Origin of the sequence: Bordetella holmesii (assembly GCF_020735985.1) — a bacterium.
GTDB lineage: Bacteria > Pseudomonadota > Gammaproteobacteria > Burkholderiales > Burkholderiaceae_B > Bordetella > Bordetella holmesii.
Window position 1 is genome coordinate 1,421,273 of sequence record NZ_CP085973.1, and the last position, 17,450, is coordinate 1,438,722.

The following is a 17,450-nucleotide window of genomic DNA, read 5'->3' on the forward strand; positions in this document are numbered from 1 at the left end:
ATTTGGAGCATTCGCAACATGCATGATCTTATCCCCCAGCTGACCCAGCAGTTCTTCAACGGGCTGTCCTTGGGCGCGATCTATGCGCTGATCGCCATTGGCTACACAATGGTCTACGGCATCATCGGCATGATCAACTTCGCTCACGGCGAGATCTATATGATCGGCGCCTATGTGGGCCTGGTTACGTTGACGGCCATCGGTACCAATAGCGGCATGCCGCTGCCGTTCATCATCGCAGCCATGCTGGTCGTCTCTATCGTAGTGACCTGCGTCTACGGCTTCAGCGTCGAGCGCGTGGCGTATCGGCCGGTGCGTGGCAGCCCGCGCCTGGTCGCACTCATTTCTGCCATCGGGATGTCTATTTTCTTGCAGAACTGGGTAGCCTTGGGGCAGGGTGCCCGTGACATGGCCGTCCCCTCTCTGGTCTCCGGAGCACTGCAGTTTCGCATGGGGTCAGACTTCGAGGTCACCGTCCCTTATTCACGCGTCATGATCATTGTGGTGACGGTCGTGCTGATGGTGGCGTTGACGCTGTTCATCAAGTATTCGCGCATGGGCCGTGCCTCGCGTGCCTGCTCGCAGGATATGCACATGGCCAATCTGCTGGGCATCGACACCAACAAAGTGATTTCCTTCACCTTTGTACTGGGTGCCGGGCTGGCGGCCGTAGGGGGTGTACTCATTGCCATCACCATCGGCAAACTCAATCCCTTCATTGGCTTTCTGGCGGGTATCAAGGCGTTCACCGCTGCGGTGCTCGGGGGTATCGGCAGCATTCCGGGCGCCATGCTGGGCGGCGTACTGCTGGGGTTAGCCGAAACATTCGCCGCAGCCTATATCTCCTCGCAGTACAAAGACATCGTCGCCTTTGGGCTGCTCGTGCTCATCCTGCTGTTCCGTCCCACCGGGCTGCTCGGTAAACCTGAGGTTGAGAAAGTCTGATGGCTAATCATTCACTCAAAAACGCCACCATGGCGGCCGTGTTGACGGCCGTGATCGTCACCCCAGTCTTTGGCCTGCAGCTCATTCGGCAAGGTGCGCGCACCAGCCTGGAGTCCCGTTGGGATCTGGTTATTCTGGCCGCCGCCGTGGTCTTCCTATTCCAGTTGCTGCGTCCCTGGCTGACCAAACCCTTGCAACGCCTCAAGACCGGCCTGCCGACCTTACCGGCCGCACCCACCGCCGGCGGCCGCAAATGGCTTTTTGTACTGGTTTTGCTTGGCGCGGCGATCTGGCCATTTTTTGCCGGCCGTAGTTCTGTAGATATTGCCACGCTGGTGCTGATCTACGTGATGCTCGGGCTGGGCCTGAACATCGTGGTCGGTTTCGCCGGTCTGCTGGATCTGGGTTTCGTGGGTTTTTACGCCGTCGGTGCCTACACCTACGCCTTGCTCTATCACTGGGGCGGATGGAGCTTCTGGGAAGCCTTGCCTTTCTCGGGGGCTGTGGCTGCGCTGTTTGGCTTTGTGCTGGGGTTCCCGGTGCTGAGGCTGCGCGGGGATTATCTGGCCATCGTGACACTCGGTTTCGGCGAGATCATTCGCCTGCTGCTGATCAATTTGACGGAGCTCACCGGCGGCCCCGACGGCATCTCCGGGATACCCAAGCCCACCTTCATGGGGCTGGAACTCACTCGCCGCGCCAGCCAGGAGGGCGGTGAGACCTTCCATCAGTTTTTTGGTCTGGCGTTTCAGAACCAGCATTTGGTCATCTATCTCTACTTAATGGCGTTGGTGCTCGCGTTGGTTACGCTGTTTGTGTCGACGCGATTGATCCGCATGCCGGTAGGCCTGGCCTGGGAGGCCTTGCGCGAGGACGAGATCGCTTGCCGTTCCCTGGGACTGAATCCAACCCGAATCAAGCTGTCGGCCTTTACGCTGGGCGCCATGTTTGCCGGCTTCGGCGGAGCGTTCTTCGCCGCCCGCCAGGGCATGGTCAATCCGGAATCCTTCACCTTCATCGAGTCGGCATTGATTCTGGCCATCGTGGTGTTGGGAGGTATGGGTTCGCAGTTCGGTGTCATTCTGGCCGCCATTCTGTTGACGGTGTTGCCTGAGCTGGCGCGCGAGTTCGCCGAGTACCGCATGCTGATGTTCGGGCTGGTAATGGTGTTGATGATGATGTGGCGTCCACAGGGCTTGCTGCCCATGAAGCGTCCGCATGTGGAGCTGAGCAAATGAGTGCAACCTTGCTTAAAGTCTCCGGCCTGACCATGCGTTTTGGCGGCTTGCTGGCTGTCGATAGCGTGGCGTTTGACGTCAAGAGTGATGAGGTCTTCGCCATCATCGGCCCCAACGGGGCTGGCAAGACAACCGTCTTTAACTGCGTGGGCGGCTTTTACAAGCCCAGTGCAGGCGAGATCCTGATGGATGGCAAGCCGATTACCGGCTTGCCCAGCCACAAGGTCGCACGCCATGGATTGGTGCGCACGTTCCAGAATGTGCGCCTGTTCAAGCAGCTGACTGTGCTGGAGAATCTGCTAGTGGCACAGCATACTCAGGTGGAGTCACGCCTGCTGCCAGGTCTGCTCAAACTCAAGTCCTATCGGCAATCCGAGGCCGAGGCGCTGGACCGTGCGGCACAGTGGCTGGACTTCATGGGTCTGCGGGATCTGGCCAATCGCGAGGCCGGAAATCTGGCGTATGGCCACCAACGGCGTCTGGAAATCGCCCGTTGCATGATCACCAAACCCCGCCTGCTCATGCTGGATGAGCCGGCCGCGGGCCTGAACCCGCAAGAAAAGCGCGACCTGCAGAATCTGATCGATCAATTGCGGCGTGAGTTTGGCGTGGCCGTTTTGCTGATCGAGCACGACATGAGCCTGATCATGGGTATTTCCGACCGCATTCTGGTCATGGAGCACGGCAAGCCCATCACCACGGGCACCCCCGACGAGGTGCGCAATGATCCGCGCGTCATCAAGGCCTATCTGGGGGAAGAGTAAATGCTCAAGCTGGAAAATATCCATACCTATTACGGTGCGATTCAGGCGCTCAGCGGCGTGTCGGTCGAGGTCAACCAGGGCGAAATCGTCACCCTTATCGGGGCCAATGGCGCGGGCAAGACGACGTTGCTGATGACGGTTTGCGGCGATCCCCGCGCGCGCGAGGGCCGCATCCTCTTCGAAGGCCAGGACATCACGCACGAGCCTACCCATTTGATCATGCGCAATGGGATTGCGATCTCGCCTGAAGGACGGCGGGTGTTCAAAGACCTGACCGTGACGGAAAACCTCCAGATGGGAGGCTTTTTCTGCTCGCGGGCTGATATCGAAGCCGGACTCGAGCACGTGTTCACGCTGTTCCCGAGGCTGAAGGAGCGGGCCAGCCAACGTGCCGGCACGATGTCTGGCGGGGAGCAGCAGATGCTGGCGATCGGCCGGGCACTGATGACCCGCCCGCGGCTGTTGTTGCTCGATGAGCCCACGCTCGGTCTGGCACCCCTGATCATCGCGCAGATCTTCGAGATCATTCGCACCATTCGTGACGAAGGGGTGACGGTTTTCCTGGTGGAACAGAATGCCAACAAGGCCTTGCAAGTCGCCGACCGGGGCTATGTGCTGGAGAACGGCCGCGTCGTACTTCAGGATACGGGGGCCAATCTGCTGGTCAACGACGAGGTGCGCAAAGCCTATCTGGGCGGCTGAGCACGGCTTGAGGTGACCGGATCGAAAACCTGCTCATGCAAGAACCCCGAGGTGTGGCGTTGCACCCCGCCTCGGGCTTCAAACGAGGGTTCAGGCTGACAGGGCTTCGGCTTCGAGGTGATGTGGCTGAAAGTGGGCGATGGCTGCCAGAGCCAACGCATCGATGGAGTCGGTCAACGGAATGCCCAGGTCTTTGCGCAAGGCGTGGGGTACGGCCAGCGGCAACTCGGTGCAACCCAGCACGACGGCATCCGCACCGCGCGTGCGCAGACGCTCTATGCATTCGGCGGCCGGCGCGAAGGACTCTTCGACCTGATTGCCCTTGACTGCACGAATCGAGGCCATGCAGAGGGTGTCGATTTCTTCTTCGGTGGGGACAATGCAGGTATAACCGTGTTTTTCCAGGGTTTGCTGATACAGACCAAGACCCAGCGTGGCAGCGGTGCCCATCAGCCCCACGCGTCCACGAGTGATGCCTTGTCGCTTGAGATCTTGCGCTACCGCTTCGATGATGTGCAGGACTTCGCACTCGGAGGCTTGCGCCATCTGCTCATACCAGAGGTGAGCGGTATTGCAGGGCACCGCGATCAGTTTCGCGCCGGCATTGTTGAGGGTGCGTATCCCCCGCAGCATGGCTGGCCAGGGGTCGGCGCCACCATAGAGGCGAGCCGTACTGCGATCGGGAATGCGCGGATCGTTGAGCAGCAGGGCAGGAATGTGCTGCTGGTCTATGCTGGCCGGGGTCAGCGCTGCCAGGCGCATGGCGAATGCAGCACCCGCAAGCGGGCCCATGCCCCCGAGGATGCCCAAATAACAAGAATCGGTGTGAGTCATGACAAAGCGGTGAAACCAGGGCGGCAAAGCGCGCCTCGAGACGGCTATCCGGACAGCCGGACCAGGTCGGCGGGCTCGCACCGTTGATGGAGCGGGCTTCGTCGATCAGAAACTACTGCCCAATGATACTGCGTGTGCTTGTATTTTTCCAGGGTTTACCCTAGGGCAATGGCCCCATGAGCCGCCTGCGTGCGTGGGTGAGGTTGGTTTGCAACTCAGGCGGATTGGCTATGCGTTCGTCCAATACAAAAATGCGCGGATAGTCAGCGTGCGATGCGCAGCATCCTGGGCGCCAAGACGTCGTGCAGGCCGAAGACGAGATAATTTTGGTTCATCGAGGAATACCGGGGAATGCAGACCGGATCTTGAGGAAGAAGTACTCCTGATCGCGGTAGCCGTAGGCGCGGCGTTTGATGACTTTGATGGTGTTGTTGATGCCCTCGACGATGCTGGTGTTGAGCCGGTGGCGACAGCGAGACAGAATCCCGTGCAGATAGGCTTTTAGCTTGAGCGCGAAGTGAGCCAAGGCGGCGATGCCGCTGCCCTGAGCCTGTTGCAGCCAGTGATCCCATGCCTGGCGGGCGTAGCCGGGGTGTTGGTAGAACCACAGCTGTTTGAGCTCATCGCGCATCAGATAAGCGGTGAGCAAGGGCTGGTTGGCCTGGAGCAACTCGTCCAACTTTACCGATTGGCACGGATCGAGGTTTTTGCGATTGCGCAGCAGTAGCCAGCGACTGGACTTGATCACCCGGCGGGCCGGCTTGTCGTGCCGCAACTGGTTCGCTTGGTCTACACGCACCCGGTCTATCACTTCACGGCCGTACTTGGCCACGACGTGGAACAGGTCGTAGACGATCTCGGCGTTGGGGCAGTTGGCCTGGATCTCCAGCTCATAGGCCGTCGTCATGTCGATCGCTACGGCCCGGATCTGCTGGGCAACCCCAGTTGGCAGTTGTTCGAAGAAGGCTCTGGCCGTCTCGCGCGAGCGGCCATCACCGATCCATAGCACCTGACAGCGGATCGGATCGACAACGACCGTGGCATAACGATGGCCCTTGTGTAGAGCGAACTCGTCCATCGCTAGGTAGTGGATCTGGCTCCAGTCCGGCTCTTGGATCGCCCGTCGCAGCAGGGCCTTGTCCAGCGCCTTGACCGTGTGCCAACCCAGTTGGAAGAAGCGCGCCACGGCCAGAATGTTGCTGGACTCAAGCAACTGGCTGACCGCCTCGGCCAGCCGGTCGGTCACTCGCTGGTAACGGCCCAGCCAGCTCAGCCTCTCCAGATGCGGTCCACCGCACTGCTCGCACCAGACCCGCCGACGCGGCACTACCAGCGTCACTCGCAGCGCCATTAGCGGCAGATCCCGCACCCGGCGCGTGGTCGTCTCATGCACCTGCCGACATCGGTTGCCGCAGTGCTCGCAGTGCATCGTTCGCGCTGAAGGCTTCAGGTAAATCGTGACCGTCCGGCTCTCACCTTCAGGCCACACGACCCGCTCCACCCGATAACCTTCCCACCCACCCAACCTCTCGATCGTCTTGCGGTCCAGCATGATCCCGGCCTTGATCCTTGAAAAATCAAGGATCAAGCGTAACGGCAATCAAGCACGGCTCCACGCTATTCCGCGATGAACCATAATTTTAGGGATGGATCAGCAGGGCTTCAGCCCAGGCGCGCGTCAGCCCATCATCTTTGCCAGCCAGGACGATCTGCGGGCGCAGTCGCGCTGAGGGACGCGGCCCGCTTCGAGCGCCAACCATATGCATTCGCTGCGTCCCGCGATGTTGCTTCCATAGCCGAGTTCATCATTTGCGCAGCGCTTGGCTGGCGCGAACCGGTCGCGCCGCTGTGACCGGGCGGGGCCGGACGGCCGCCTCCCGATTCTTCTGTGCTAGGCCAGCCCTTCGGCCTTCAGCGCGGCTTGAACCTTGGGATCGGCCTCCATGCGTTTGAAGAAGGCAGCCAGATCGTCGTAACCGCTCAAGTCGATGTCTTTGGCATGGGCCCAGCGCAACACCACATAGAGGTAGGCGTCGGCGATTCCAGGACGCGCGCCAGTCAAAAAGGCGCGTCCGGACAGGCGTTGATTGATGATGCCGAAGAGCGAGCGCAATTGGCTGGCGGCACTGCTGCGCAGAGCGTTCTGTGCGGCTTCATCTTCCACATAGCGCTGTGCGCCGAACACCAGGGAGAACGTTTTGTGCACGTCGGAGTTGATCAGTCCCAACCATCGGCGCGTCTCGGCGCGTCCGGCCGGCGTGCCATCGCCCATGAGGCCCGCTTGCGGGGCCGCTTCGGCCAGATACTCCAGAATCGCCGTGTTCTGCGTCAGCACGAGGTCGCCGTCGACCAGTGCGGGCACTGCACCCAGCGGATTGATCTTCAGAAACTCGGGGCCCTTGAGGGCTTCGCGGGTGAGCATATGCGTTTCATATGGCTTGCCGATCCACTCGAGGACGATGTGATCAGCCAGCGAGCACGCGCCGGGCATGTAGTACAGTTTCATTGAGCGTAGTCTCCGAAAAGAGGACGTATCGTGTCCAGGCACATATGGTACGCCTGGCGGCGACAACATGTTCACACACATCCGACACCTGTCGCGAGGAGGGTCCTATGTCGTGTCATCGTTTTCTGTGGCTGTCGGTAGTGGTGGGTACGTTTTCGCTCGGAGCGGCCCATGCATCGACGAGCTTGACGCCGACGGCTGCCAATGTCCGTGTCACCGAGGTAGCTCGCGGGCTGGAGCATCCCTGGGCACTGGCATTTCTGCCTGACGGTTCGGCATTGATCACCGAACGACCCGGCGTGTTGCGGCAGTTGCGGGCAGGGAAACTGTCCGAACCGATCAAAGGCGTGCCTCAGGTGTATGCGCAAGGGCAGGGTGGTTTGCTGGATGTCGCTCTATCGCCCGGGTTTGCGCAGGACAGGTTGGTTTACTTGGCTTTTTCGCAAGCCGGCGATGGCAAAAGTGGCACCGCGGTAGGCCGAGGGCGATTGTCCGAGGATGGCATGACACTGGGCGACTTCACGGTTATTTTCCGGCAGTTGCCCAAATTATCCACGGGCCATCACTATGGCTCGCGGCTGGCATTCGATAAAAACGGCCACCTTTTCGTGGCGTTGGGCGAAAACAACCAACGGCCGACTGCCCAGGACCTGACCAAGTTGCAGGGCAAGGTCGTGCGATTGAACCTCGACGGGGCCGTACCGGATGACAACCCCTTTGTCACCGATAAGCAGGCGCGTCCTGAGATCTGGTCCTATGGGCACAGAAACCCGCAGGGCCTAGCCGTCAATCCCTGGACGGGTGCGCTGTGGGAGCATGAGCATGGGCCGCGCGGCGGAGACGAGCTCAACGTGATTGAACGCGGCGCCAATTACGGATGGCCGCTGGCCACTCACGGCATCAATTACTCTGGCCTTCGCATTCCCGAAGCCGCAGGCACGGATCTCGACGGTGGAGCGGCACCGAAGTACTGGTGGGCCAAGTCGCCGGCCATTTCCGGTATGGCCTTCTACGACGCGCCCACCTATCCGCAATGGCGGCGGTCGCTTTTCATCGGTGCACTCGCTGACCAATCGCTTATCCGACTGACGCTTGACGGCGATAACGTCGTCGCGGAGGAACGTATGCTCAAGGATCTGGGCGCGCGAATCCGTGACGTTCGTGTCGGCCCGGATGGTGCGGTATACGTGCTGACTGACGCCGCGCAGGGCAGCTTGCTGCGCCTGACGCCGGCCGAGCAGCCCTGAGCGCTTAGTTGCGACGGCGACGATGGCCCGTTTCGCGCCAGGCGATATAAAGACCGCTGCCGGCGATGAACACCGCGCCCAACGTGGCCGAGAGCGCCGGTGTTTCACCCCAAATGAGCCAACCCAGCAACGTCGCCCATAGCAAGCCGGTGTAATCAAAGGGGGCCACCACAGACGCCGGCCCAATGCGAAAACCTTGGGTAATGAGTGTCAGTCCGAGGGTACTGAACACGGCCACGCCGGCGAACAAGGGCAGGTCATTCATGCGGGGCGCCTGCCAGAACCAGGGGATAAGCACCGCACTGCATACGAGTTGACCTGCCACGATATAGAACATCGTTGTCAGCATGCCCTCTGCCTTGCCGATCGTACGTGCGGTGATCATCATGACGGCATAGAGCAGGGCCGTCACCAGAGGCAGCAAGGCGGCGAGTTGAAAACTGGCCGAACCGGGCCGCACAATCACCAGCACCCCGGCAAACCCTGCGGCCACAGCCAGCCACCTGCGCCCATCGACCCGCTCCTTCAATAAAAAAACGGACAGCGCCGTGACGAACAATGGCGCGGCAAAGGCGATGGCCGTATTTTCAGCCAACGGCAGATAGTTCAACCCGAGATAGAAACAACTGGCCGAGACGATATTGATGGCGCCGCGCAGTAAATGAATGCCCGGATGACGGGTGCGCAGGCTGCGCCGCCCTCCAAGACAGGCGGCCAGGACGAGCACCACCGGCGCGGCGATAAGTGCGCGCAGAAAGAGGATCTGAATGGGCGAATAAGAGGCCCCAAGCCATTTGGCCTGCGCATCGCTGAGGGTCAGGCAGAAAATTCCTGCAACCACGCAGGCGATGCCCGCTAAGGAGCCCGCGCCCTGTCCGGGTGCGTCGAGGGAGGTGCTTGCCATGATTTACTGCGGGCTGCGGGCTACAGCCCAGGCGATCAGCGCCCAGGACAGCAGAAAAGCCACCCCACCGATGGACGTAATGGCACCCAGGATTCGTGTCCCCGTGCCGGCCAGCAGATACAGACTGCCACTGTGCCGGCGAACATGAGCCAGCCTGCCGCCGGCAACAGCGCCGAGCTGTAGCGAGTACTAAGCCAGGCCACCGCCAACAGCCCCAGCGCATGGATGAGCTGATAAAGCACCCCTGTCTGCCAGACGGCAAGCATTTCTGGATCCAGTACCCGTTTGAGTCCGTGTGACCTGCTCCCCGTGATTAGTACGAAATCGATGTAGAGTCCGTTCCCAAAGGAATGGCAATGAAGAAACGATTTACGGAAGAGCAAATCATCGGCGTGCTCAAGGAAGCCGATGCAGGTGCCAAGCCCGCAGAGTTGTGCCGCAAGCACGGAATCTCCGAGGCAACGTACTACAACTGGAAGGCGAAGTTCGGTGGCATGACGGTGTCGGACGCTCAGAGGCTCAAGGAGCTGGAGCAGGAGAACAACAAGCTCAAGAAGCTGTTGGCCGAGTCGATGCTGGACAAGGCGGCGCTTCAGGATCTGCTAAGCCGAAAGTAGTCAGCCCGCAGGCCAAACGCGAGGCGGTCAGGACATTAATGACCGAGCGCAGCATGGGTGTTACCCGGGCCTGTGGGCTGGTAGGAATTTCGCGGTCGCTGTTTGCCTACGAGAGCACACGCTCAGGCGATGCTGCGCTGACCGAGCGCATGAAAGAGATGGCAGTGGAGAAACGACGCTACGGCTATCGGAGGATCCATGTGCTCTTACGTCGCGAAGGCTGGCAAGCAAATCACAAGCGAATCTGGCGGCTGTACAGTCTGGCAGGGTTAAGCGTGCGAAAACGAAAGCGTAAGCGAATCGCGGCGACCGAGCGCGTGGTTCGCCCAGCGGCAATCGCGCCGAATCAGAGTTGGTCAATGGACTTTGTGGCCGACGGCCTAGCCTATGGCCGCCGATTCCGCTGTTTGACTATCGTCGATGACTACACTCGCGAATGCCTGGCCATCGAGGTCGATACGTCGTTGCCGGGACTGCGTGTTGCCATGGTGCTGCAACGGCTGGCGGAGATGCGTGGCCTGCCGCGATCTATTACCGTGGACAACGGGCCAGAGTTCGCCGGAAGAGCCTTGGACGCCTGGGCCTACCAAGCAGGCGTAAAGCTGTCGTTTATTCGGCCGGGTAAGCCGGTGGAGAACGCTTATATCGAAAGTTTCAACGGCAAGTTCCGCGACGAATGCCTTAACGAGCACTGGTTCTTGTCCCTGCGACAGGCTAAAAGCTTGATCGAAAACTGGCGAGTCGAGTACAACACCGATCGGCCTCACAGCGCGCTCGGATATTTAACGCCGGCGCAATTCGTGCAGGCTCATCAGAAAGAAGGTCTTTTACCCCTGGGCTCTATGTCGGTGCCGTACTAAATCTGGGGGCAGGTCAGGGCTCCTTGAGTGAACTGGGGGGTTGGCGATTTCCAGTTTCTCAAATCCGGTTCGGATGAACCATGCATACAACCTATTGAATCTTCACACCTAGCGCGATCCTGCCGCATCCGGGGTTGCCCGACGGAAACGTCCTGATCAATCCTCGGCACGCTGACGCGGCCCGAATCCGTGTCGCGCGCTGCGAAAAATTCGTTTATGACCCGCGCCTGGGGCCGAACCCGGCATGAACGCCAGCGCATAGCATTTCCTCAGAGACGCCAGGGGAAAGACACAAGCCTGCCCGGGCTTGGGGCACAATTCGGCCATTGGCCACGGGGTGGCGCGTTTTGGGGCAGAAGCAACCATGAGCAAGAACACTAGAGGCGGTTTACGGGCCTGGATAATCGGACTTGCCATGTTGGCGCTGGCAGGGTCGGCGGCCGCTGCGCCGCCTCAACCTCTGCGCATAGGCGTCATCGCCAGTGTGGCCAATGAAGCGACTGAAATCGCCATTCGACAGGCGGCCGCACAAGGGTTGGACATCAAGCTCGTCGAGTTCAGCGATTGGGTGCTGCCAAACATTGCCGTGGCTGATGGTTCCATTGACGCGAATTTCTTCCAGCACGAGCCTTTTCTGCAGCTCTTCAATCAGAGCCGCGGCACCCATCTCAAGGCTATCGATTATGGCTATTCGACCACCATCGGGCTCTTCTCGAAGAAACTCAAACGGGGCGACGAAACTCCTCAGGGCGCAACCATTGCGGTTCCTAACGACCCGGTAAATACCGGTCGCGCGCTGCTGCTTCTTGAGCGCATTGGGCTCATCGGCCTCAAGCCCGGCGTAGGCCACCGCGCCACCTTGCAGGATATCGTTGCCAATCCGCGCGGTATTCGTCTGGTGCAGGTCGAAGGCTCACAATCGGCACGCACCTTCGATGACGTCACCGCGTCGGTGACCTATACGACGTTCGCCAAGCACGCCGGGATCGACGAGAAGGACGGCCTGGCGTTCGACAATACCGAACCGGACACCATCAAGCGTTACGCCATCCGCTGGGTGACCACCCCGGAAAAAACGCAGGATCCGCGCCTGTTGCGCTTTATCGATATCTATCAACAATCGCCCTAGGTCAAGGCGACGCTCAAGCGGCTGTACGGCGACCTTATCCGTTTCCCGTGGGAGTGAGCAGCCCTGGTGCCGCACGCACCGCGAGAAGGTCGGTGCTCATTTCAGTGGGCGAGACGATGCCCAGCATGGCCATATCGCGGTCGACCTCATCGCGCAGCAGCCCGATGGCGTGCTCGACGCCAGCCTGTGCGCCGACCGCCGCAGCATAGTTGAAGGGCCGGCCGACAAAAACGAAGTGCGCGCCTAACGCGAGGGCTTTGAGGACATCGGTGCCCCGGCGAATGCCGCTGTCCATCATGACGACCATGTCGCCGGCCGCGCGGGCCACTTGGGGCAGCACGCGCAGTGGCGAGACGGCCCCGTCAAGCTGGCGGCCTCCGTGGTTGGAGACGATGATGCCATCTGCACCATGCTCGCGCGCCAGGGCAGCGTCGGCGGGATGCATGATTCCTTTGATGATCAGCTGCCCCTGCCATCGGGCCCGGATCCGGGCAACGTGTTCCCAGTTGAGGTGGTCGCGTGCGCTGAAGTCGCGCAGCACACTGGCTGACATGATGGGCGCGCCACGGGTGGCGAAAGAGTTTTCGAAGTGCGGCATGCCATGTCGCGCCAGGGTGCGCAGAAAGACGCCCACCGTCCAGCGCGGATGCCTGATCCCTTCCCATGCCAGCCTCAAGCTGGGTTTGAGCGGGGTCGAAAAGCCGGTGCGCACATTGTTTTCGCGATTAGCCGATACCGGAATATCTACGGTTAACACCAATTGCCGAAAGCCGGCCGCCGCCACGCGATCGACTAGGGCATCGATACGCTCGACGTCGCCCGGCAGATAGGCCTGAAACCACGTGCCAGGCGCGGCCGCCGCTACCTCTTCAAGGCGTATGAGTGACGTGGCGCTCATGATGGCGGCGATGCCTGCCTGGTGGGCGGCTCGCGCCAGCACGATGTCACCGCGATAGGCCGACAGGGCACTGATTCCCATGGGCGCGATCCCGAAAGGCGCAGCGTAGGGCTGCCCGAACAGTTCGACGCTCTGGTCGCGGCCGGCGACCTGCCGCAGCACCCGAGGCACGAAACCCAATTCAGAAAAGGCTTGGCGATTATCATCGCGCGAGAGATTGGTCTCGGCTGCGCCGGCAATATAACCAAATATCGGCCGTGGCAAGCGGCGGCGCGCAGCCTCTTCGAAGTCATCCAGCGAAAGAACAGACTTCAAGGCGCGGGACGTTGGCATGGAAACTCCGGATGGGCGCGGTGCGCGCCGAATCCGGCAATCTAGCAGGGCCGGCATCCCCCGGAAAGCGAAGAAATCAGTAAAGAGATTTTCGCTTTGGTGAAACGAGTCAAATCAAATGGCAATAACGTCGGCACTGTCACGGGCGGGCAACGCCAGGGTTTCGCCCATGCGTATCGGCCCTCTTACCGAGGGGGTGTCCAACCAACGGATACGACGCGGGCCAAAGAGCACGACGACGGTAGACCCCAATTTGAAACGGCCCATCTCCGCACCTCGGGTCAATGTGATGGGTTCACGGCCCAAGGCGTCGTAACGCATGCTGCGTACTTGCCGTTTGTGGGGTGTGACCAACCCGGCCCAGACGGTTTCGATGGAAGCCACGATCATGGCACCGACGAGGACCAGCGCCATGGGGCCGTGCTCGGTATCGAAAATGCACGCGACGCGCTCATTGCGGGCAAACAACTCCGGCACATGACTGGCAGTGAGCGGGTTGACCGAAAACAGCCTGCCGGGTATGTGGATCATTTCGCGCAAGGTGCCCGTTACCGGCATGTGGACGCGATGATAGTCCTTGGGCGAGAGGTAAATGGTGGCGAAATCTCCGCCCTCGAAAGGAGCGGCGCGCTGGTCGTCACCACCCAGCAAGGCCGACAGGCCGAAGCTATGCCCCTTCGCCTGAAAAATCCGCCCCGCCTGGATCGGACCCAGCTGACTGATGGCACCGTCCGCGGGCGAGACGATAGTGTGTGGGTCATCATCGAGCGGACGGGCGTCCGGCTTCAAGGCGCGGGTGAAAAACTCATTGAAGCTGGCGTAGGCGCGCGGATCCTCGATCAGGGCTTGACTCATGTCGACCTGATAGCGCCGCACGAAACGCGAAATCATGGCGTTCTTGATTTCGGGTGCGCGGCTGTCGGCCAGCACGCCCATGGCGCGCGACACGAGATGATGAGGCGCGAGATACTGGCTGGCGAGGAAAATCTGGTCTTTGATCGACATGAATAGCCTGGATGACCGGCCCCGGTTGGGCAGGCAGGTCAAAACAAGGCTGAAGTGTAACGTCTGGCAGGCCTCAGCGCTCGCCACCATGTTCGGCCAGCCAAGAGGCCGGCACGGCTTGATCGTCGGCCGGGCGGGGCAAGCGTTGAACCGCCGTGCCCGCCGGGATCTGCTGAACGCGCGGACGGTGGATCCGGCGCAGGCTAAAACCCGCGGCACGGGAGGCGGCGTTTTGCAGCAGCACCGACAATACTGCCCCGTTGTCCTGAATCCAATGTGTTTTGCCGCGCAGCAGTTTCATTGCTGCATCAGGGGTGCCAAGGCGATACGCCATGGCGCTGATCGCGGTGCGGTGCCGGCCATCAAATTGATCCTGCCCCACATCGAGCATCGCCACAGCGTCCAGATTACCGCTGTCATAGTCCACCCGATAGACATACTGCAAGCCTGCGTTCGGGTCACGGACGACGACGTATTTCTCTGTACCTGAAATGTCGGAAAGTATGCCCATCACCTCGGATTCCACGAGCTGATTGCCGAGTTGCTCTTCGGTGTACAGGAATATCGTCGGTAAACGGGGCGCGTCCGCCATCGCGGGACTCCAGAATGGGAAAGCGCGGGATTTTACCCGCGCAGGTCAGCAGTCAAGACAACGCGAGCTTAGTCAGCGCAGGCTGATCCAGGTGGTTTTCAGATCTGTGTATTTATCCAGCGCATGCAGCGATTTGTCGCGGCCAAAGCCTGACTGTTTAACGCCGCCAAATGGGACGGAAATGTCGCCATCCGCGTAACAGTTCACCCAGACTAGGCCGGCTCGCAGGCGCCGCGACAGGCGGTGGGCGCGCGACAACGCAGCCGTCCAAAGCCCTGCGCCCAGGCCATAGGCGGAGTCGTTCGCCAGCCGAATGGCTTCATCTTCATCCGTGAACCGCTGTACAGCGAGCACCGGACCGAATACTTCTTCGCGCACCAGGGAGTTGGCCTGATCGGTGCACTCGACGATCGTAGGCTCGATGTAATAGCCGCCCGTATCGTGCCGCACCTGCCTGCCGCCCTGCCGCAGCGTTGCGCCCTCAGCGCATCCGGCGTCGATGCGTGCCAGGATGCCCTGCATCTGGCGTTCATCCACGATTGCGCCCATGGGAGTGTCCGGGTTCAAGGGGTCGCCTGGTTGCAGGCGGCAAGCATAGCCTGCCAGCAGACTCATGAAACGGTCATAGATGCCGGCCTGCACATAAAGGCGCGAGCCGGCAATGCAGACTTCTCCCTGGTTGGAGAAAATGGCCAATGCGGCGACTTCGGCAGCGCGCGGCAGATCCGGGCAATCGTCAAAGACGATGTGAGGCGACTTGCCTCCACACTCCAACCAGACGCGCTTGAGGTTGGACTGTCCTGCATACTCCATAAAGCGCTTGCCGGTTGCCGTGGATCCGGTGAACGCCAGGCAATCGACGTCGTCATGGCGACCCAGCGCTTGCCCCGCGACTGGACCCAGTCCCGGCACGACGTTGAAGACCCCCGGCGGAATCCCTTCCTCTTCGGTCAAGCCGGCCAGGCGCAAGGCGGAAAGCGAGGCTTGTTCGGCCGGCTTCAGGACAACTGAATTGCCCGCGGCAAGAGCGGGAGCGAGCTTCCATGCCGCCATCATCAGTGGGTAATTCCAGGGCACCACGGCAGCCACCACGCCAAGAGGCTCGCGCGTGATCGTAGCCAAGACATCGGGGCCGGTTGGCGCAATCTCATCGTACTGTTTGTCGATCGCCTCGCCATACCAGGCGTAGCAGCGGGCGGTCTCAGGCAGGTCAAAACTAAGCGCATCGCGGATGGGTTTGCCCATGTCCAGGGTTTCGAGCAATGCAAGTGTTTCGCTGTCCTGCTCGATCAGGGCTGCCAACCTAAGCAGGCGGGCCTTGCGCTCGCGCGGCGCCAGATTCGCCCACACGCCAGCCTCGAAGCTGCGGCGCGCTGCGGCGACCGCCCGATCGACATCGGCTTGGCCACAGGCTGCTATGTTGGCCAACAGCCTGCCATCTATGGGGCTGTGTGCGGCAAACGTCGCCCCGTCGGCGGCATTGCAATAGGAGCCATCGATATAGGCTTGGCCGGAGATAGTCAGGCTGGCCGCGCGCGCGTGCCAGTAGGCAGTGTCATGCAGATTCATCATGTTGGGCGGTGCAAGTAGCGAACTTGGCGCCGCGTACGGCGCCGAAGCACAGAGAGGTTCAGGGCTGCGTATTGGCACGCGCCAGCATGGCGTCGAGCAGCACGTTGGCGCCGGCCTCCAGATCAGCAGGTTTGGCGTCTTCGATCTCGTTATGGCTGATGCCGTCTTTGCACGGCACGAAAATCATGGCGGTAGGTGTGACACTGGCCATGTACACGGCATCGTGCCCGGCGCCTGTAACGATGTCCATCGCCGGCAGATCGCGTTGCTGGGCCGCCTCGCGTATCCAGCCGACCAGTTCGGGATCGAAGGGCGTAGGAGGGAAGTACTGCACCTGCCGTACATCGATTTCCACCGCGTGCTCGCGGGCCACTTGAGCCGCGCGAGCAAGCCACTGCCTGTCCATGTTGGCCAGCGTCGCCTCGTCCTGATGACGCAGATCCACGGTCATGCGTACCTGCCCGGGGATGACGTTGCGCGAGCCAGGATGGGCATGGATCTCTCCGACCGTTCCTCGGCCATGCGGGGCGTTGGCCCGTGCGAGCTCGACCACCGCCTGCACGAGAAAGCTGGCGGCATACAGGGCATCTTTCCGTATAGCCATAGGCGTCGGACCGGCGTGCATTTCCATGCCGGTTATCGTGACGTCATACCAGCGCACCCCCAAAGACCCGGTGACCACGCCGACGGTCTTGCTCTCATGTTCGAGGATGGGTCCCTGTTCGATATGTGCTTCGAAGTACGCGCCCACCGGCCGCCCGCCAACAGGGTCGTCGCCGGCATATCCAATGGCACGCAGCTCTTGCGCAACGGACGTGCCGCCGGCATCGCGTGCAGACAGCGCCGTCTCCAGGGAAAACTTGCCCGCGAACACGCCCGAACCCATCATCACGGGAAGAAATCGCGAGCCCTCCTCATTGGTTCAGATGGCCACCTCTAGCGGTGCCCGCGTCTGCACGGCGTGGTCGTTGAGCGTCCGCATGACTTCCAGGCCGGCCAACACGCCATAGCAGCCGTCGAATTTTCCGCCCGTCGGTTGCGTGTCGATGTGGCTGCCGGTCATGATCGGGGCCAGCGTGTCGTCCAGACCGGGGCGGCGCGCAAAGATGTTTCCAACCTGGTCGACACGGATGCCGAGTCCGGCCTCGCGCATCCAACCGGTGACCAGATCACGCCCCTGGCCATCCAGTGCCGTGAGCGCCAGGCGGCAATTGCCGCCCTTGGGCGTGGCGCCGATCTGGGCCAGTTCCATGAGCGATTGCCAAAGGCGATTGCCGTTGACAGAGATAGAGGTGTTCATCGTG

At 61.1% G+C, this 17,450-nt stretch carries 15 protein-coding genes and 3 pseudogenes; 8 read left to right on the forward strand and 10 right to left on the reverse strand.

The features are described from left to right. Positions 1 to 18 precede the first annotated feature (18 nt). Genes livH through LK440_RS06740 form a run of 4 tightly spaced genes read left to right on the forward strand, consistent with a single transcriptional unit; the run spans position 19 to position 3,649 of the window. On the forward strand, positions 19 to 945 hold the full coding sequence (livH, locus tag LK440_RS06725; protein ID WP_005014036.1) for a high-affinity branched-chain amino acid ABC transporter permease LivH: 927 nt from the start codon (positions 19 to 21) through the stop codon (positions 943 to 945). Beyond that, the gene (locus LK440_RS06730) at positions 945 to 2,183 is read left to right on the forward strand and encodes a high-affinity branched-chain amino acid ABC transporter permease LivM (protein WP_005014035.1); all 1,239 of its coding nucleotides are present in this window, start codon (positions 945 to 947) and stop codon (positions 2,181 to 2,183) included. The genes livH and LK440_RS06730 overlap by 1 nt, the downstream gene beginning before the upstream one ends. Continuing rightward, the gene (gene livG, locus LK440_RS06735; RefSeq protein WP_005014034.1) at positions 2,180 to 2,947 is read left to right on the forward strand and encodes a high-affinity branched-chain amino acid ABC transporter ATP-binding protein LivG; all 768 of its coding nucleotides are present in this window, start codon (positions 2,180 to 2,182) and stop codon (positions 2,945 to 2,947) included. Before LK440_RS06730 ends, livG begins: the two co-directional genes overlap by 4 nt. Beyond that, on the forward strand, positions 2,948 to 3,649 hold the full coding sequence (locus LK440_RS06740) for an ABC transporter ATP-binding protein (protein ID WP_005014033.1): 702 nt from the start codon (positions 2,948 to 2,950) through the stop codon (positions 3,647 to 3,649). Between the two features lie 90 nt (positions 3,650 to 3,739). On the opposite strand, the gene cuyB is transcribed toward LK440_RS06740, so the two are convergent. The 3 genes from cuyB to LK440_RS06755 form a co-directional block, all read right to left on the reverse strand. Further along, on the reverse strand, positions 3,740 to 4,483 hold the full coding sequence (gene cuyB / locus LK440_RS06745; RefSeq protein WP_025341453.1) for a cysteate racemase: 744 nt from the start codon (positions 4,481 to 4,483) through the stop codon (positions 3,740 to 3,742). Positions 4,484 to 4,814: 331 nt separating this feature from the next. Then, positions 4,815 to 6,035: an ISL3 family transposase gene (locus tag LK440_RS06750; protein ID WP_005014031.1), complete on the reverse strand. Its 1,221-nt coding sequence runs from the start codon at positions 6,033 to 6,035 to the stop codon at positions 4,815 to 4,817. Positions 6,036 to 6,374: 339 nt separating this feature from the next. Further along, entirely contained in the window at positions 6,375 to 6,989 is a 615-nt protein-coding gene (locus LK440_RS06755) for a glutathione S-transferase family protein (RefSeq protein WP_005014030.1), read from the reverse strand. Positions 6,990 to 7,096: 107 nt separating this feature from the next. On the opposite strand from LK440_RS06755, the gene LK440_RS06760 reads away from it, so the two are divergent. Then, on the forward strand, positions 7,097 to 8,236 hold the full coding sequence (locus tag LK440_RS06760) for a PQQ-dependent sugar dehydrogenase (RefSeq protein WP_005014029.1): 1,140 nt from the start codon (positions 7,097 to 7,099) through the stop codon (positions 8,234 to 8,236). Between the two features lie 4 nt (positions 8,237 to 8,240). On the opposite strand, the gene LK440_RS06765 is transcribed toward LK440_RS06760, so the two are convergent. Then, on the reverse strand, positions 8,241 to 9,140 hold the full coding sequence (locus tag LK440_RS06765) for a DMT family transporter (protein WP_005014028.1): 900 nt from the start codon (positions 9,138 to 9,140) through the stop codon (positions 8,241 to 8,243). Positions 9,141 to 9,143: 3 nt separating this feature from the next. Then, positions 9,144 to 9,439: pseudogene (locus LK440_RS06770) on the reverse strand (DUF423 domain-containing protein); the annotation flags it as partial. A gap of 57 nt (positions 9,440 to 9,496) precedes the next feature. On the opposite strand from LK440_RS06770, the gene LK440_RS06775 reads away from it, so the two are divergent. The 3 genes and pseudogenes from LK440_RS06775 to LK440_RS06785 all read left to right on the forward strand — a co-directional run bounded on the left by LK440_RS06775 (position 9,497) and on the right by LK440_RS06785 (position 11,746). Next, positions 9,497 to 10,617, forward strand: a protein-coding gene (locus LK440_RS06775; protein ID WP_370510763.1) for an IS3 family transposase whose coding sequence is annotated in 2 segments (ribosomal slippage) — positions 9,497 to 9,749 and positions 9,749 to 10,617 — 1,122 coding nt in all. Because the reading frame shifts where the segments join, the coding sequence is not laid out codon by codon here. A 107-nt stretch (positions 10,618 to 10,724) separates the two neighbouring features. Further along, positions 10,725 to 10,865 (forward strand): annotated as a pseudogene (locus tag LK440_RS06780) (RES family NAD+ phosphorylase); the annotation flags it as partial. A 167-nt stretch (positions 10,866 to 11,032) separates the two neighbouring features. Further along, positions 11,033 to 11,746, forward strand: coding sequence for a MetQ/NlpA family ABC transporter substrate-binding protein (locus LK440_RS06785; protein WP_005014026.1), 714 nt, complete (start codon positions 11,033 to 11,035; stop codon positions 11,744 to 11,746). A gap of 34 nt (positions 11,747 to 11,780) precedes the next feature. Here LK440_RS06785 and LK440_RS06790 read toward each other — a convergent pair whose 3' ends face one another. From LK440_RS06790 to LK440_RS06810, 5 genes and pseudogenes are all read right to left on the reverse strand, one after another. Next, positions 11,781 to 12,977: an alpha-hydroxy acid oxidase gene (locus LK440_RS06790; RefSeq protein ID WP_005014025.1), complete on the reverse strand. Its 1,197-nt coding sequence runs from the start codon at positions 12,975 to 12,977 to the stop codon at positions 11,781 to 11,783. 114 nt (positions 12,978 to 13,091) lie between these two features. Further along, positions 13,092 to 13,982, reverse strand: coding sequence for an archaetidylserine decarboxylase (asd, locus tag LK440_RS06795; protein ID WP_005014024.1), 891 nt, complete (start codon positions 13,980 to 13,982; stop codon positions 13,092 to 13,094). Between the two features lie 73 nt (positions 13,983 to 14,055). Then, the gene (locus LK440_RS06800) at positions 14,056 to 14,574 is read right to left on the reverse strand and encodes a hypothetical protein (RefSeq protein WP_005014022.1); all 519 of its coding nucleotides are present in this window, start codon (positions 14,572 to 14,574) and stop codon (positions 14,056 to 14,058) included. A 72-nt stretch (positions 14,575 to 14,646) separates the two neighbouring features. Continuing rightward, a complete protein-coding gene (locus tag LK440_RS06805) occupies positions 14,647 to 16,143 on the reverse strand; it encodes an aldehyde dehydrogenase (protein ID WP_026087878.1) in 1,497 nt (498 codons plus the stop codon). Between the two features lie 61 nt (positions 16,144 to 16,204). Beyond that, positions 16,205 to 17,446: pseudogene (locus LK440_RS06810) on the reverse strand (allantoate amidohydrolase). Positions 17,447 to 17,450: the final 4 nt, after the last annotated feature.

Coding starts and splice junctions, on each gene's coding strand:
- LK440_RS06790 (WP_005014025.1), bottom strand. CDS start 12,977: ATGCCAACGTCCCGCGCCTTGAAGTCTGTTCTTTCGCTGGATGACTTC.
- cuyB (WP_025341453.1), bottom strand. CDS start 4,483: ATGACTCACACCGATTCTTGTTATTTGGGCATCCTCGGGGGCATGGGC.
- LK440_RS06785 (WP_005014026.1), top strand. CDS start 11,033: ATGTTGGCGCTGGCAGGGTCGGCGGCCGCTGCGCCGCCTCAACCTCTG.
- asd (WP_005014024.1), bottom strand. CDS start 13,982: ATGTCGATCAAAGACCAGATTTTCCTCGCCAGCCAGTATCTCGCGCCT.
- LK440_RS06740 (WP_005014033.1), top strand. CDS start 2,948: ATGCTCAAGCTGGAAAATATCCATACCTATTACGGTGCGATTCAGGCG.
- LK440_RS06805 (WP_026087878.1), bottom strand. CDS start 16,143: ATGAATCTGCATGACACTGCCTACTGGCACGCGCGCGCGGCCAGCCTG.
- livG (WP_005014034.1), top strand. CDS start 2,180: ATGAGTGCAACCTTGCTTAAAGTCTCCGGCCTGACCATGCGTTTTGGC.
- LK440_RS06800 (WP_005014022.1), bottom strand. CDS start 14,574: ATGGCGGACGCGCCCCGTTTACCGACGATATTCCTGTACACCGAAGAG.
- LK440_RS06765 (WP_005014028.1), bottom strand. CDS start 9,140: ATGGCAAGCACCTCCCTCGACGCACCCGGACAGGGCGCGGGCTCCTTA.
- LK440_RS06750 (WP_005014031.1), bottom strand. CDS start 6,035: ATGCTGGACCGCAAGACGATCGAGAGGTTGGGTGGGTGGGAAGGTTAT.
- LK440_RS06755 (WP_005014030.1), bottom strand. CDS start 6,989: ATGAAACTGTACTACATGCCCGGCGCGTGCTCGCTGGCTGATCACATC.
- LK440_RS06760 (WP_005014029.1), top strand. CDS start 7,097: ATGTCGTGTCATCGTTTTCTGTGGCTGTCGGTAGTGGTGGGTACGTTT.
- livH (WP_005014036.1), top strand. CDS start 19: ATGCATGATCTTATCCCCCAGCTGACCCAGCAGTTCTTCAACGGGCTG.
- LK440_RS06730 (WP_005014035.1), top strand. CDS start 945: ATGGCTAATCATTCACTCAAAAACGCCACCATGGCGGCCGTGTTGACG.